Origin of the sequence: Micromonospora sp. ALFpr18c, from assembly GCF_008868155.1 — a bacterium.
GTDB lineage: Bacteria > Actinomycetota > Actinomycetes > Mycobacteriales > Micromonosporaceae > Micromonospora.
The window spans coordinates 1-13,253 of record NZ_WBKR01000056.1 but is presented as its reverse complement, the minus strand read 5'-3'; the positions used below and the strand labels follow the sequence as shown (position 1 = coordinate 13,253).

At 70.7% G+C, this 13,253-nt stretch carries 14 protein-coding genes; 11 read left to right on the top strand and 3 right to left on the bottom strand.

Annotation, left to right across the window (positions count from 1 at the left end; all coding sequences use genetic code 11):
- The first annotated feature begins 616 nt into the window (after positions 1–616).
- From F8271_RS33110 to murJ, 4 genes are all read left to right on the top strand, one after another.
- On the top strand, positions 617–1,081 hold the full coding sequence (locus tag F8271_RS33110) for a tyrosine-type recombinase/integrase (protein WP_151489940.1): 465 nt from the start codon (positions 617–619) through the stop codon (positions 1,079–1,081).
- Entirely contained in the window at positions 993–1,184 is a 192-nt protein-coding gene (locus F8271_RS34155; protein WP_370461901.1) for a tyrosine-type recombinase/integrase, read from the top strand. Before F8271_RS33110 ends, F8271_RS34155 begins: the two co-directional genes overlap by 89 nt.
- A 544-nt stretch (positions 1,185–1,728) precedes the next feature.
- A complete protein-coding gene (locus F8271_RS12950; protein WP_151489938.1) occupies positions 1,729–2,730 on the top strand; it encodes a peptidoglycan bridge formation glycyltransferase FemA/FemB family protein in 1,002 nt (333 codons plus the stop codon).
- A gap of 152 nt (positions 2,731–2,882) precedes the next feature.
- Entirely contained in the window at positions 2,883–4,595 is a 1,713-nt protein-coding gene (gene murJ, locus F8271_RS12945; RefSeq protein WP_151489937.1) for a murein biosynthesis integral membrane protein MurJ, read from the top strand.
- A 126-nt stretch (positions 4,596–4,721) separates the two neighbouring features.
- Here murJ and F8271_RS12940 read toward each other — a convergent pair whose 3' ends face one another.
- Positions 4,722–5,645, bottom strand: coding sequence for an expansin EXLX1 family cellulose-binding protein (locus F8271_RS12940; protein WP_151489936.1), 924 nt, complete (start codon positions 5,643–5,645; stop codon positions 4,722–4,724).
- A gap of 265 nt (positions 5,646–5,910) precedes the next feature.
- Here F8271_RS12940 and F8271_RS12935 point away from each other — a divergent pair, with 265 nt between their 5' ends.
- The 3 genes from F8271_RS12935 to F8271_RS12925 are packed head-to-tail and all read left to right on the top strand — an operon-like array spanning position 5,911 to position 8,707.
- Positions 5,911–7,107 (top strand): epoxide hydrolase family protein, encoded by a 1,197-nt coding sequence (locus F8271_RS12935; protein WP_225854489.1) that lies wholly within the window; start codon positions 5,911–5,913, stop codon positions 7,105–7,107.
- Positions 7,108–8,049, top strand: coding sequence for a redoxin domain-containing protein (locus F8271_RS12930; protein ID WP_151489935.1), 942 nt, complete (start codon positions 7,108–7,110; stop codon positions 8,047–8,049). It begins immediately after the preceding gene.
- A gap of 43 nt (positions 8,050–8,092) precedes the next feature.
- Positions 8,093–8,707, top strand: a complete 615-nt coding sequence (locus F8271_RS12925) for an N-acetyltransferase (protein WP_192580265.1) — start codon at positions 8,093–8,095, stop codon at positions 8,705–8,707.
- Here the strand turns inward: F8271_RS12925 and F8271_RS12920 are convergent.
- Complete coding sequence (locus tag F8271_RS12920; protein ID WP_151489933.1) at positions 8,662–8,979, bottom strand: GrpB family protein; 318 nt, start codon at positions 8,977–8,979, stop codon at positions 8,662–8,664. The two genes, F8271_RS12925 and F8271_RS12920, sit on opposite strands and share 46 nt — an antisense overlap.
- 47 nt (positions 8,980–9,026) lie before the next feature.
- Between F8271_RS12920 and F8271_RS12915 the strand changes: the two genes are divergently transcribed.
- Entirely contained in the window at positions 9,027–9,893 is an 867-nt protein-coding gene (locus F8271_RS12915; RefSeq protein ID WP_151489932.1) for an AraC family transcriptional regulator, read from the top strand.
- Positions 9,894–9,905: 12 nt separating this feature from the next.
- Here the strand turns inward: F8271_RS12915 and F8271_RS12910 are convergent, their stop codons facing one another.
- Positions 9,906–10,403 (bottom strand): NUDIX domain-containing protein, encoded by a 498-nt coding sequence (locus F8271_RS12910; RefSeq protein WP_151489931.1) that lies wholly within the window; start codon positions 10,401–10,403, stop codon positions 9,906–9,908.
- 232 nt (positions 10,404–10,635) lie between these two features.
- On the opposite strand from F8271_RS12910, the gene F8271_RS12905 reads away from it, so the two are divergent.
- The 3 genes from F8271_RS12905 to F8271_RS12890 all read left to right on the top strand — a co-directional run.
- Positions 10,636–10,839 carry a hypothetical protein gene (locus F8271_RS12905; RefSeq protein WP_151489930.1) on the top strand — a complete coding sequence of 68 codons (204 nt, stop codon included), beginning with the start codon at positions 10,636–10,638 and terminating at the stop codon, positions 10,837–10,839.
- A gap of 82 nt (positions 10,840–10,921) precedes the next feature.
- On the top strand, positions 10,922–11,812 hold the full coding sequence (locus F8271_RS33985) for a histone (RefSeq protein WP_305069483.1): 891 nt from the start codon (positions 10,922–10,924) through the stop codon (positions 11,810–11,812).
- 81 nt (positions 11,813–11,893) lie between these two features.
- Positions 11,894–13,253, top strand: a 1,360-nt coding sequence (locus tag F8271_RS12890) for a ribonuclease catalytic domain-containing protein (RefSeq protein WP_151489929.1), incomplete at its 3' end; no start/stop codon positions are given.

The following is a 13,253-nucleotide window of genomic DNA, read 5'->3' as shown; positions in this document are numbered from 1 at the left end:
TTATGGCGATTATGCGAAATCGGTCGAACCCGCAAAGCCGGCCATCCGGTCTTTCATCGGTTGCCTCGCTGTCCTCTACGGTCGCGCCAAGCCAGTCGTCTGCGGCTGCGCAGGCAGGCAGAGGTGGTCCTTCCGAGTTGAATCCGGCCGTCCCGCAGCGCAGCCTTTCCGAGTTGAATCCGGCCGCCCCGCGGCCTGGTCCAGGGTCCCGTTGAAACCTTGGCCGTTTCGATCCGTAATGCGAGCGAGGGCCTCGTGTCGGCCGGGATCCGGACGCCCTTGATTCAGGAGACCGGCGCATCCGCTCACAGACGTTCGCACGTCTCTGACGTCGGACGCTGATCCGTAGCTCTCCGTACCCGGCCCTCCGTATCCGGCCCTGTTGCTGTCGACAGCGACAGGGCCGGTTGCTTCGGTATTGAAGTCGGACTCGGCCTTCGTGTCGCGGACCTTACTCCCGGCGGACACCGCCACAGCGGCCGCACTTGACCTGACCGGGACCGGGACCGGCTGCGGCGTCGGCTCCTGGGCGGCCGGCCCGACCACGGCGGCCACCACCCCCTCCCCGCTGCCGGTTTTGATGTGACCTGGGCTGCGGTAGCGGCTGGCGTGGGCGATGGTGGACCTCGGCGCGGGGTGCGGGCTGCGGCAGGGGGAGATCCTTGGGCTGGGCGTCGACGACATCGACTTTGACGCGGGCTGGGTGCACGTCTCGCGTCAGGTCAAGCTCGTCCGGTCCCGGCTGGTCTTCGGACTGACCAAGAACGACCGGGACCGCCGGGTTCCGCTGCCCGACTCCGTCGCCCTGGTCCTGCGGCAGCACGTCGACAACTTCGCTCCGGTGTCGCTCACCCTGCCCTGGGAGGACCCTGCCAGCGATGAGCGGGTGACGGTGCCGCTGCTCTTCACCACTACCCGGCGCGGTGCAATCAACCGGCGCACTTCGACGACAAGAGCTGGCGGCCGGCATCACGCCGACCCGGGCCACCGGGATGCACGCGCTCCGTCACTTCTACGCCTCGTCGCTGCTCGACGCGGGGGAGAGCATCAAGGCCCTCGCGTCGTACCTCGGCCACGCTGACTCCGGCTTCACGCTCCGGGTCTACACGCACCTGATGCCGGCCGGCGAGGAACGGACGCGAAACGCGATTGATGATCTCTTCGCGTCGGGGGACAAGCCCTGACGGCCTGGCGACGGCCTACAGCGGCTTTCGTCAGGCTCCGCCCCAGGTCAGCGGGGGTCTCACCGTCATAATCCGGCGTACAGGTCGACTCGTCCGTCGCCTACCAGCTCAGAGACCTGATCAAGGCTCTGAGCTGCTCGCCGACGGACCGCTGGCCACCCGGATTCATGGCGCCGCCGGTCCCGGCCCAGACACTTGTTGACGAGGAGGGGATGTGAGGGCGCGCGGGCATGTCTCATCCCTGGAAGGCCTCGACGACTTCGGGGCTGGGGTGTGACGATCGCCGCACTTGGCAACGGCCGTCCAACTTGCGGCGTCTTGAAAACCGTGAGAAGTGATCCGAGCTTCGACGCCGCTGGTGGCCCGTACTCGTGACGGGTTGCAGGTCGAGTCGCCCGGCGGTATGGATAACGGGACGGCCGAGCGTGCCCTGGGACTATGACAGACTCGCCGTCCACTACCACGCCACGGTTGGGGCGCACCCCCGTACAACGCCCTCATCCTGCGCGCCGTGAATGAACGCTCCGGAAAGGCCCCTCAACTCATGGTTCTGCAAGCACACACGGCATGGGAGAACAAGCTTCCCGACGACTCCTGGGACCAGGAGTTGTTCATGCGGGGCGGACATTTCCTGCAGAGCACTCACTGGGGTGCTGTTCAACTGAGTCTCGGCAGCCGGGTGTTCTTCGGCCAGGGCGACGGCTGGCAGTGCCTGGCGATCCTGGAACGCTCGAACCGGGTCACCCGCCTCTACTGCCCGCACGGCCCCACGGCCCGGGACGAGCAGAGCTACCTCGCCGCGCTCCAGTGGCTACAGACCCTCGGGCACCGCGAGGGTGCCGCCTTCATCCGGTTGGAACCGCTGGTTCCCCTGGAGAAGGCTGACCTCGTCAGGCTCGGGCACAAGCCCGCGCTCACCGAGATCGAACCGTCTCTCGTGCTCGAACAGGACCTGCGCAAGTCCAAGGAGCAGCTGCTCAGCGAGTTTTCCCCCAACAACCGACAACGATTCCGCAACGCCCACAAAAAGGGCCTACAGATCGAGGCGAGCAAGAACAGCGCCGACGTCCGGTACCTGCTTCAGATGGTGCACGAGGTGGCCGTCCACAACCAGATCGTGCCGCACCCCGACGAGCACTACCAGCACCTCGCGGATGTCCTGCTGGAACGGGACGCCGCCACCCTCTACGTCGTACGGCATGAGGGCGAGGCGGTGTCCGCCGCGATCGTCTTCGACAGTCCGACCACGCGGCACGTCGGCCATTCGGGCAGCCTGCACAGCGCCCGCCGGCTCAACCCCGGCGTCCTGATGCGCGCCACGATGATCTTCGATGCCAAGGAGCGCGGGCAGCAGACATTCGACTCGCTCGGTGTCGCGCCACCGGACGAACCCGACCACCCCTGGGCGGGCGTGAGTCAGTTCAAGATGTCGTTCGGCGGCACGCTCCGGTACTACCTGGGCACCTGGGAGGTGCCGTGCAGCGGCTGGTACTCGGTGTACCGGTCCGCCTACTCCGCGTACATAAAGGTGAACCGAATGCGGTGAGGCGGTGCGACAGGCGTGGCGGACCTCAGGCCCACGGCGAGGGCCGTTGCGTCGGGAACATCAACGACCTCTAGGGTTGTCGCGGCGCGGAAGCGGCAGCCGTCAGCGCCGAATCCGAATGCGATCGCCTGGCAATCTCGACAGGAGGCCCGATGATCTCCGGCCAGCAAGAGGGTGTAACCACCGCCCGGATCGGTCCACCGGCGGCCGAGGCGGACGCCACACCGGTAGCCACCGCTGAGGCGGACGCCACACCGGCGCCGCCCGCCGCCACCGCGTCGAGCGGTGTGATCATGGCGGTGGGCAGCCTTGTCAGCAGGCTCACCGGCTTTCTGCGCACGGTGCTCATTGGTGCCGCGCTCGGTGCGACCGTCGGCGGTGTCGGGGACGCGTACACGACCGCCCAGATGCTGCCGAGTCAGATCTACGAGCTGGTGCTCGGCGCGGTCGGGGCGAGCGTGCTGGTGCCGGTGCTGGTGCGGCGCCGTCGACTGGACGCGGACGGCGGTCAGGCGTACACCCAGGCCTTGTTGACGCTGGCGGTGCTGGCGCTGGGGGTCGCCACCGCGCTGGCGGTCGTCGCGGCCCCGTTGTTCGCGTCGATCTACGCGGGTTCTCGGGCGGCTGACTACCGCGACCTGGTCACCGTGCTGTCGTACCTCCTGCTGCCGATGATCTTCTTCATCGGCCTGTCGGTCGTCATCGGCGCGGTGCTCAACGTCCGCGGCCACTTCGCCGCACCGATGTGGGTACCGATCCTGAACAACGTCGTGATGATCGCGGTGTGCGGTGGCTACATCGCCCTGTTCACCGCCCGGGAAATCACCCCCGCCCAGATGACGCCGGGCAAGATCGCGTTGATCGGCGGCGGCACGCTGCTGGGCATGGCCTCGCAGACGCTCGCGCTGCTACCCGCACTGCGCAAGGTGGGTTTCCGGTGGCGGTTTCGGTGGAATCCGCGATCGTTGGAGCTGGCCGAGCTGGCTCGCCTCGCCGGCTGGATGCTCTGCTTCGTGGCGACCAACCAGGTCGGCGTCTTCGTGGTGGTGCAGCTGGTCAGCCAGGCGGACGCGGGCGCGGGCCTGCTGATCTACAACAACGTCTACCTGTTGGTGATGATGGCGCACGGCGTCGTCGGTGTGTCGGTGATGACGGCGCTGTTGCCGCGGATGAGTGACGCGGCCGCGCGGAACCGGCTCAGTGAGGTGTCCGACGACCTGTCCCGCGGGATGCGTACGGTCGTGGCCGCGCTCGCGCCGGTCGTGGCGTTGTACGCGGTGCTGGCCGGCCCGATCTCCGTGGTGCTGTTCCGCTGGGGCGCGTTCGGCGCGGACGAGGCCGAGGCCACCGCCACGGTGTTGGTGGTGGGCGCGTGCGCGGTGATACCGATGTCGGTCAGTTACCTGTGCAACTTCACGTTCTACTCGATGCGGGGCAACAAGACGGTCGCCCTGATCAATATCGTCGGGGTGTTGCTGCGGGTGGTCGTGCAGATCCTGCTGACGGTCCTGTTGGCGGAGTCGTTGACGGTGGCGGGGTTGATGCTGGGCAACGCGGTCTCGTACGTCGGGGCGGCGGCGATCTCGCTGACGGTGCTGCGCCGCCGGATCGGCCGGCTCGGGTTGCCGGCCATCGCGGCCAGCGGCGCGAAGGTGGCGGTCGCGGTGACGGGCGCCGCCGCGCTGGGTTGGCTCGTGCTGCGGCTGTTGCCAGGTGCCGCGGCGCCATCGTTCGGGCAGGCGGTGGCGCAGCTGGCCGTCGGCGGCGTGGTGATCGTCGGCGGATACTTGGTGCTGGCCTGGGCGCTGCGGGTGCATGAGGTAACGGCGGTGGTGGGAATGGTTCGGCGCAAACTGGGCCGCTGATTCGGCAGCGGCTGCGGCGTGGCCGGCGCCAGGAACGAATCACCCGGGTTGGCCACCGCGAGGCTGTCCTGCCTGGATTCACGGAAGACGAGTGGATCAACGGCCAGCCAGGCCCAACGTTGAGGGTCAGCAGTGGGAGGTGTTGAGCGGGGCGGCGCCGGCGAGGGCTTCGACTGTCGTCGTCGGCGCGACCGACTCCGCCGGGGTCGGCGAGGGCGCGGTGGTGGGGGACGGCGGGGCCGAGGGTGAGCTGCTGGGCGCGGCGACGCTGGCAAGGGTGGCCATGCTGCGTTGGACCTGCTTCGTGACCATCCGGATGTCGGTCGCGGTCGTCTGGTGGCCGTACACGTCGGTGACCCTGATGGTGTAGGGCCCCGGGCCGATCCCGTCCTCGACGGTCCAGTAGTTGTCGGTCTGGCGGGCTGCCTTGTGGAAGCCGCCGCCCGGCCCCTTCGCCTCGACCGAGCGCAGCGGGTTGCCGTGGTTGCCGACCTGCACCGCGAACCAGTACCGCGAGGCGCCATCCTTTATCCGGAAGGTGAGGCCGCCGTCGAGCGGTGGGTTCACCACCGCACGGTACGTCACGGTCGCGATGCCCTGCGCACGGTCGGCGATCTTCGCGAACGCCTCGTCGGAGAGGTCTATCTTGCCGGGGCCGCAGCCGCCGCACTGGTCGATGACCATGACCCGGCCCGTGCCCCTCGGGCCGCTCACGTCCAGGTAACTGCCGCAGGCTGCCGCGCGGGAGTACTCGGACGAGCCGAGGGCCACGTAGAGCCGGTCGGCCGGAGGGGCTGGGAAGGAGCAGGTGCCTCCCGAGCGGCCCGCGTCGTAGAAGCTGGCCTTTCCCCTGTGGACGGTGTCACCCGTCGGCGGTGCGGCACAGGCCGGGGTGGGGCCGGAGCGTACGGCGAGGGTGATGCCGAGTACGGCGGCCAGGGCGGTGATCCCGGCGCCGGCCAACCAGTGTCGGACCCGCCGATTCGTCCGGAGCGTGCCGGTGTCGCCGGCCGGGATGTCGTTGTCGGGGGCCGTGCCTGGTGCCGTCACGGCGCCTGATGTTGCCGCACCGTCTCGCGGCAGCGCAACAACACCCACCCGGACCGTCCCGGCCGCGTCATGGCTGCGGCGCCCCACCCGGACCGACGGTGAGTCGTGCGCCGGCTCCTGATCGCCGGTGCCGTGGCCACCAGGCCACCGCCGGCGGCGCCGGAGCCGGTGAACCGATGAGAGTGTCGAGCGTCGTCATCCCGTAGCACCGCACGCTCCAGGCAGCGTCGCGACACCGACCGGGCCGTTCGATCGTCGTCCGACCATGCCTAGGTGGGGAGCCGCAGCGCCTTGGCCGGTCGTCCGTGCGGCACGGGGATGCTGGCGGCGCATCGCGGCGACCCGCTGGCCGGACAAGGAAACGGTCGACGACCAGTCACAGGGCGTGCCACTCGCGACGATTCAGGCCGTCGCCCGCTATTGGGAGCAGGAGTACGACTGGCGCAAGGTCGAGGCACGGCTGAACGCCGTACCGCAGTTCATGACCACCATCGACGGGGTGGACATCCACTTCATCCACGTGCGCTCCCCGCACGAGGACGCGCTGCCGCTCATCGTCACGCACGGATGGCCCGGATCGGTGATCGAGCAGATGAAGATCATCGAGCCGCTGACCGATCCCACGGCGCACGGCGGGAGCGCGTCGGACGCCTTCCACCTGGTTATCCCGTCGCTGCCCGGGCACGGCTTCTCGGGCAAGCCGACCTCGTCGGGCTGGAATCCGCAGAAGATCGCGACCGCCTGGACGGAGCTGATGAAGCGCCTCGGCTACTCGCGGTTCGTGGCACAGGGCGGCGACTGGGGTGCGGTCATCGTGGACCAGATGGGCATCCAGGCGCCGGCGGAACTGCTCGGCATCCACACCAACATGCCCGGTGCCATCCCACCCGAGATCGACCTGTTGTTCCAGGGCGACACCACCGGCGCGAACAACGCCATGGGCTCGCTGCCGTCCGGTCTCTCCGCCGACGAGATGCGTGCCGCCGAGGAGGCCAACTACGTCTGGAAGCACGTCGCGTACGCCCTCATGATGGCGACGCGTCCGCAGACGCTGACCGGGCTGGCGGATTCTCCCGTCGGCCTGGCGTCCTTCCTGCTCGACCACGACGCGAAGAGCCTGGCCCTGATCGCGCAGGTCTTCGACGGGGCCACGGCGGGCCTCACCCGCGACGACATCCTGGACAACATCTCGCTGTACTGGCTGACGAACACGGCGATCTCCGCGGCCCGTCTGTACGCGGAGAACAAGCTCTCCTTCTTCGCCGCGAAGGGCGTCAACGTCCCGGTGGCCGTGAGCGTCTTTCCCGACGAGCTGTACGAGGCGCCGCAGAGTTGGGCCGAGCAGGCGTACCCCAATCTCATCTACTACAACAAGCTCGACGTGGGCGGGCACTTCGCGGCCTGGGAACAGCCGAAGATCTTCACCGAAGAACTTCGCACCGCCTTCCGGTCGCTGCGCTAGATGGCCGTGCACATGCCCCCGCTGAACGGGGCGGCCGAGTGGCTCAACGCCGAGCCACGCGGCCCCGCCGACCTGGGTGGGCGCGTCGTCCTGGTGAACTTCTGGACGCTGACCTGCATCAACTGGCTGCGCCAGGAGCCGTACGTCCGGGCCTGGTCGCAGGCGTACCGGGACGACGGGCTGGTCGTCGTCGGGGTGCACACCCCGGAGTTCGGGTTCGAGCACGACGTCGACTGGGTGCGGCGGGCGGTCGCGGCCCGATCGATCGACTACCCGGTGGCGGTCGACAACGACTACGTGATCTGGCGCGCCTTCGACAACCACTACTGGCCGGCGCTCTACTTCGTCGACACCGACGGCGTGATCCGCGACGACCACTTCGGCGAGGGACGCTACGAGCAGTCCGAGCGGGTGCTCCAGCAGCTGCTCGGCATCGAGCGCGAACCCGTACCCGTGCAGGGGGTCGGCCCGGAGGCGGAGGCCGACTGGAACAACCTGCGGACCCCCGAGACGTACCTCGGTTTCAGTCGTGGCGACCTGTTCGCGTCGCCGAACGGCCCCGCGCTCGACGAACGCCGCGCCTACGACCTGCCGGCGAGCCTGGGCCTCAACCAGTGGGCCCTGGCGGGGGAGTGGACGATCGGGTCGGAGCGTGTCGTGCTCGACCGGGCCGGCGGCGGCATCGCCTTCCGGTTCCACGCCCGCGACGCGCATCTCGTGCTGGCCCCCGGGGCGGGACAGCCGATCCCGTTCCGCGTGCTGCTCGACGGCGCGGCTCCCGGCCCGTCACACGGCGTCGACGTTGACGAGAACGGCGACGGCGTACTCCAGGACGGCCGCCTCTACCAGCTCGTCCGCCAGGACGGCACGGTCGGTGAGCGGACCCTGGAGATCACGTTCGGCGAGCCCGGCGCCGAGGCCTACGCCTTCACCTTCGGCTAGCGGGGCCGCCGCCCGCGCGCGGGCCGGGATAGTGTCGAGTGCTGTGACAGCGCCCGAGATCACCGTCGCCACCCCAGCGGACCGTCACGCGGTGGTCGGCACGCTGGTCGCCGCGTTCGCCGAGGATCCCATCCTGCGGTACCTGTTCCCGGACGAGGAGACCTATCCGCGCCACGCCGCGGTCTTCTTCGGGCACCTCTTCGACAAGCGGGTGCACCGGTCGTCGATCTGGACGATCGGCGGCGGTGCGGCGGTCGCCGTCTGGGAGCCGCCGGCCAGCGGCGAGGCCACCCCGGACGGTGGTGTCGACGGTCGATTCCCCGCCGACGTGCTGGCCCGCGTCCAGGGCTACGACGAGGCCGTGCACGCCGCCCTGCCGGCGTACCCGTTCTGGTATCTCGGCGTCCTGGGCACCCACCCCGACAGCGCCGGACGCGGTTGGGGCCGTGCCGTCATGCGGGCCGGGCTGGAGCGCGCCGCCGCCGACGGTCTCCCGGCGATCCTGGAGACCAGCAAACCGGGCAACGTCGAGCTGTACCGCCGGGCCGGCTGGGACGTGGTGGGCTCGCTGTCGGAGCCCAGGCCCACCTGGATCATGCAGCAGTGGATCCGTCAGCCGTCGTTCACCACGTCGCAGGCGGCGAAGATGCGGGCGTAGATGTCGTCGATTTCGTCGTTCTTCGCCAGGCTGTAGTCGCGCGGTCGGTGCGCGGTGTCCCGCGCGAGACGCCGCTTGGTCGCGGCGTACCGCTCCCGGTCTGCCGGATGCGAGCGCAGCCAGTCGCGGAAGAGCCGGTGCCGGACGGGTTCGGGCGCACCCTGCGGCCAGACGTGCCGCCCTTCTTGAGCAGCAAAGTCCGCCAGGCTACGACACGACGATCGGTGCGGCCGCACCCGACCGTTACGGGCACCGGATGTCGGGTGGGCCACCGGCCCCGCCGCATAGCGTCACTGCTCGTAAAGGGAAGGAGGCCCGGGTGCTGGAGCGGCTCAACGAGGCCATGGCGCACATCGAGCGGCACCTCGACCAGCAGATCGAGGTGGCGGAGCTGGCGCGGATCGCGCTGACGTCGGAGTACCACTTCCGGCGGCTGTTCTCGGCGCTGGCCGGCATACCGCTGTCGGAGTACATCCGTCGTCGCCGGCTGACCGTCGCCGGCGCGGATGTGCTCGCGGGGGAGCGGACGCTGCTCGACGTCGCGGTGCGCTACGGCTACGGATCCGCCGAGGCGTTCGCCCGGGCGTTCCACGCCGTGCACGGCGTGGGGCCCGGAGAGGCCCGGCGTACGGGGGCGACGCTGCGCGCCCAACCCCGGATGTCCTTCCGACTCACCGTCGAAGGGAGCGGCAGCATGGAGTATCGAATCGTCGGCAAGGAGGCGTTCACCCTGGTGGGGCGCAAGGCCCGGGTGCCGCTGGTGCACGAGGGGATGAACCCGGCGATCGTCGCGTTCATCCGGAGCATCGACCGGGACACGGTCGAGCGGATCGAGGCGCTCTCCGATCAGGAGCCGTCCGGGATCGTCAACGTCAGCGCCAACCTGGCCGACGGCCGGGAGGAGGGCAGCGAGCTGGACTACTGGCACGGGGTGGTCACCGGCGGTACGCCGCCGCAGGACCTGGACGCGCTGCCCGTGCCGGCCGGGACGTGGGCGGTCTTCACCACCTCTGGTGCGTTCCCGCAGGCCGTGCAGTACCTGTGGCGCGACGTGTTCACCCAGTGGTTCCCGTCCAACCCGTACCGCAGCCGACCCGGACCGGAGATCTCCCGGGTCCGGGTGTCCGCGGACGGCACGGAGGCGGACGCCGAACTGTGGATCCCGGTGGAGCGGGTCACGTCGTGACCAGCCCAGGTCTCAGGCGGGCACGTCATCCCAGGTGGTGCCCGGCGGCAGGTACCCTGCCGCCGGGTTCTCCCGCAGCGCGTAGGCGATGACCAGCAGGGCGTGCTTGTCCAACTCGGGCAGCCGATCCAACGAGAACCACCGCACGGCCAGCGACTCGTCGTCGTTGACCCGCGCGGTGCCGGCCACCACCCGGCACAGGAAGCCCAGGTTGAGGTACTCGCAGCGGTCCCCGTTGGGGTACGTGTGCGGGTGCGAGACGGCGCTGGTCATCCGGACCGGGGCCACGTCCACGCCGGTCTCCTCCTGGACCTCACGGACCAGCGCGGTGGCCGGCTGCTCACCCGGCTCGACGAACCCGCTGATCACCGACCAGCGGCCGTCGTCGGCACGCTGGCCCAGCAGCAGCTCGTCCGCGTCGTTGCGGACCACCGCGCTGACGCTGGGCAGCCACAGCAGATCCTGGCCGACGTGCTTGCGCATCCCCACGATGTAGTCCGGTATCGCCATCGGGCGATCATAGGCCGCGACCCCACGGCCACCGCCGCCGCGCGACGCCGCCGCGCGGGTGTGCGGACCTCCAGGTCCGGGTCGCTCCGGACCCGCACCTTGACCGGCTGGTCGTCTTGGACCTATTTCGGCGTTTTGCTCCCGGGGGCGGGAAGCAACTCTACTGTGGAGAGGGTCGGCGACTTGCGTGATCCGGTGGCGGCCGGCCGGTACGCGGTGCACAGTGATTCCCATGACCAACAGTGAGCGTGGTGGGAAGTACTACTGGTGCACCCGGCACCACCGGGTCGAGACGGACGCCGACGTGTGCCCGGCGAAGCACGTCCTCGGCCCGTACGACTCGGCGGCCGACGCGGAGAACGCCCTGCAGCGCGTGCAGGAGCGGAACGAGGCGTGGGACGCAGAGGACGCCCGTTGGGCCGGGGAGGACAGGTAGGCGGCGCGGGACGGTCCGCGCCGAGGCATTTCGTGCTCCGCGAGGACGCACGCGAGAGCACGTCCCCAAGGAGGGAACCACGATGGCCGTGACACAGCAGGCCACCACCCGCCCGGCCGCCCGACGCACCACCGCGAAGAAGACCGCCGCGGCGGAGCGGAACACCGCGGCGAGCCGGACCACCCCCGTGCGCAAGTCCACCACGGCCGCCGCGAAGGCCCCGGCCCGCAAGGCCGCCGGCGCCGCGGGGCGTGCCCCGGCGAAGAAGACCACCACGGCGGCCAAGAAGGCGCCGGCGAAGAAGACCACCACGGCGGCCAAGAAGGCGCCGGCGAAGAAGACCACCACCACGACCACCGCGGCGGCCAAGAAGGCCCCCGCGAAGAAGACCACCACCCGCACGACCACCGCGGCGAAGCGGACCCCGGCGTCCACGACGCGCAAGACCACCGCCGCCGCGACGAAGACCACGGGTACGGCGAGAAAGACCACGGGTACGGCGAAGAAGACCACCAGCGCCGCGAAGAAGACCGTGAGCGCCGCGAAGAAGACCACCTCGTCGGCGGCGAAGAAGACCACCTCGTCGGCCGCGAAGAAGACCACCGCCGCGGCGAAGGCGCCGGCGCGTAAGGCCGCGACCAAGGCGTCCACGGTGAAGAAGACGGCCGCGAAGAAGGCACCCGCCAAGAAGGCGCCGGCGAAGAAGACGACGGCGAAGAAGACCGCCTCCACCCGCCCGAGCGGCGGCGCCCGCAAGGCACCGGCGAAGAAGGCACCGGCCGCGAAGGCGACCGGCACCTCCTCGACGGCCGCCCGCAAGGCGGCGGCGAAGAAGGCGCCAGCGAAGAAGACCGTCGCGGCCAAGGCCCCGGCCCGCAAGGTGACCGCCCGCAAGTCGCCGGCCCGTCCGGCCGCAGCCCGGGCCACCACCCCCCGGGGTACGCGCAGCACGGCCCGGAAGGCGACCAGCTGAGCGCACGACTCCCGGGCCGGTCGAAAGATCTCGGCCGGTCACCGGAAGCGGATCACCGGTGGCGCTGTCAGGATTGACCTCGTGGTCATCCGACGCGTACTCGCGCCCCGCATCGACTTCGGCGCGCTCCGCCGCGAACTCGGCCTGCCCGAGGGTTTCCCGGCCGATGCCCAGCGGGAGGCCGACGAGGCGGCCGCGGCACCACCGCGGCCGCCCGTCGACCGTACCGACGTTCCGTTCGTCACGGTCGACCCCGCCACCTCCCGCGACCTGGACCAGGCGATGCACCTCGCCCGCCGCCCGGGCGGCGGCTATCGGGTGCGGTACGCCATCGCGGACGTCGCCGCGCACGTCGGCCCGGGTGGCGCCCTGGAGGCGGAGACGTGGCGGCGCGGGCAGACCGTCTACCTGCCCGACGGGCACGTGCCGCTGCACCCGCTGACGCTCAGCGAGGGCGCGGCCAGCCTGCTGCCCGACGACGACCGCGCCGCCGTGGTCTGGACCATCGACCTGGACGCCGACGGCGGCACGGTGGCCGTCGAGCTGGAACGCGCCCTGGTGCGCAGCCGGGCGAAACTCGACTACACCGGTGTGCAGGCCGCGGCCGACGCCGGACGGCTGCCCGAGCCGATCGCGTTGCTGCCCGAGATCGGTGACCGGCTGACCGCCCGCGGGCTGCGTCGCGGCGCCATCAACCTCCCGCTACCCGAGCAGGACGTGGAACCCGACGGCGACGGCTGGCGGCTGGTGCTGCGCGGCCCCGTACCCATGGAGGAGCACAACGCGCAGATCTCCCTGCTGACCGGGATGGCCGCCGCCGACATCATGCTGGCCGGCGGCGTGGGCCTGCTGCGCACCATGCCGTCCCCGAAACCGGAGGCCGTGCAGCGCCTGCGGGCCGCCGCCGCACCGCTGGGCGTGCGCTGGCCGGACGGCGCCGGGCCGGGCGAGGTCATCGCCGGACTGGACCCCGGCCAGCCACGTGCCGCCGCGTTCATCGATCAGGCGGCCGAGCTGATGCGCGGCGCCGCGTACACCGCTTTCGACGGCGCGCCGCCGGAGCAGCCGCTGCACGGCGGGGTGGCCGCCGCGTACGCCCATGTCACGGCGCCGCTGCGGCGCCTCGCCGACCGGTACGCCACCGAGGTCTGCCTGGCTCTGCACGCGGGCCGACCGGTGCCCGACTGGACGCGCGCCGCGCTGCCCCGGCTGCCGGAGGTGATGGCCAGCACCGACCGGACCGCCTCGGCGGCCAGCCGGGGAGCCGTCGAGCTGGCCGAGGCGGTGCTGCTGGCGGACCGGGTCGGGGAGACCTTCGACGCGGCCGTCCTGGATGTCGACGCCCCGCCCAACGGCCGGTCCCGCCCCCGCCCGCCCGGCGGCACGGTCGCCCTGGACACCCCACCGGTACGCGGCCGCTGCCTCGGTGACCTGCCGCTGG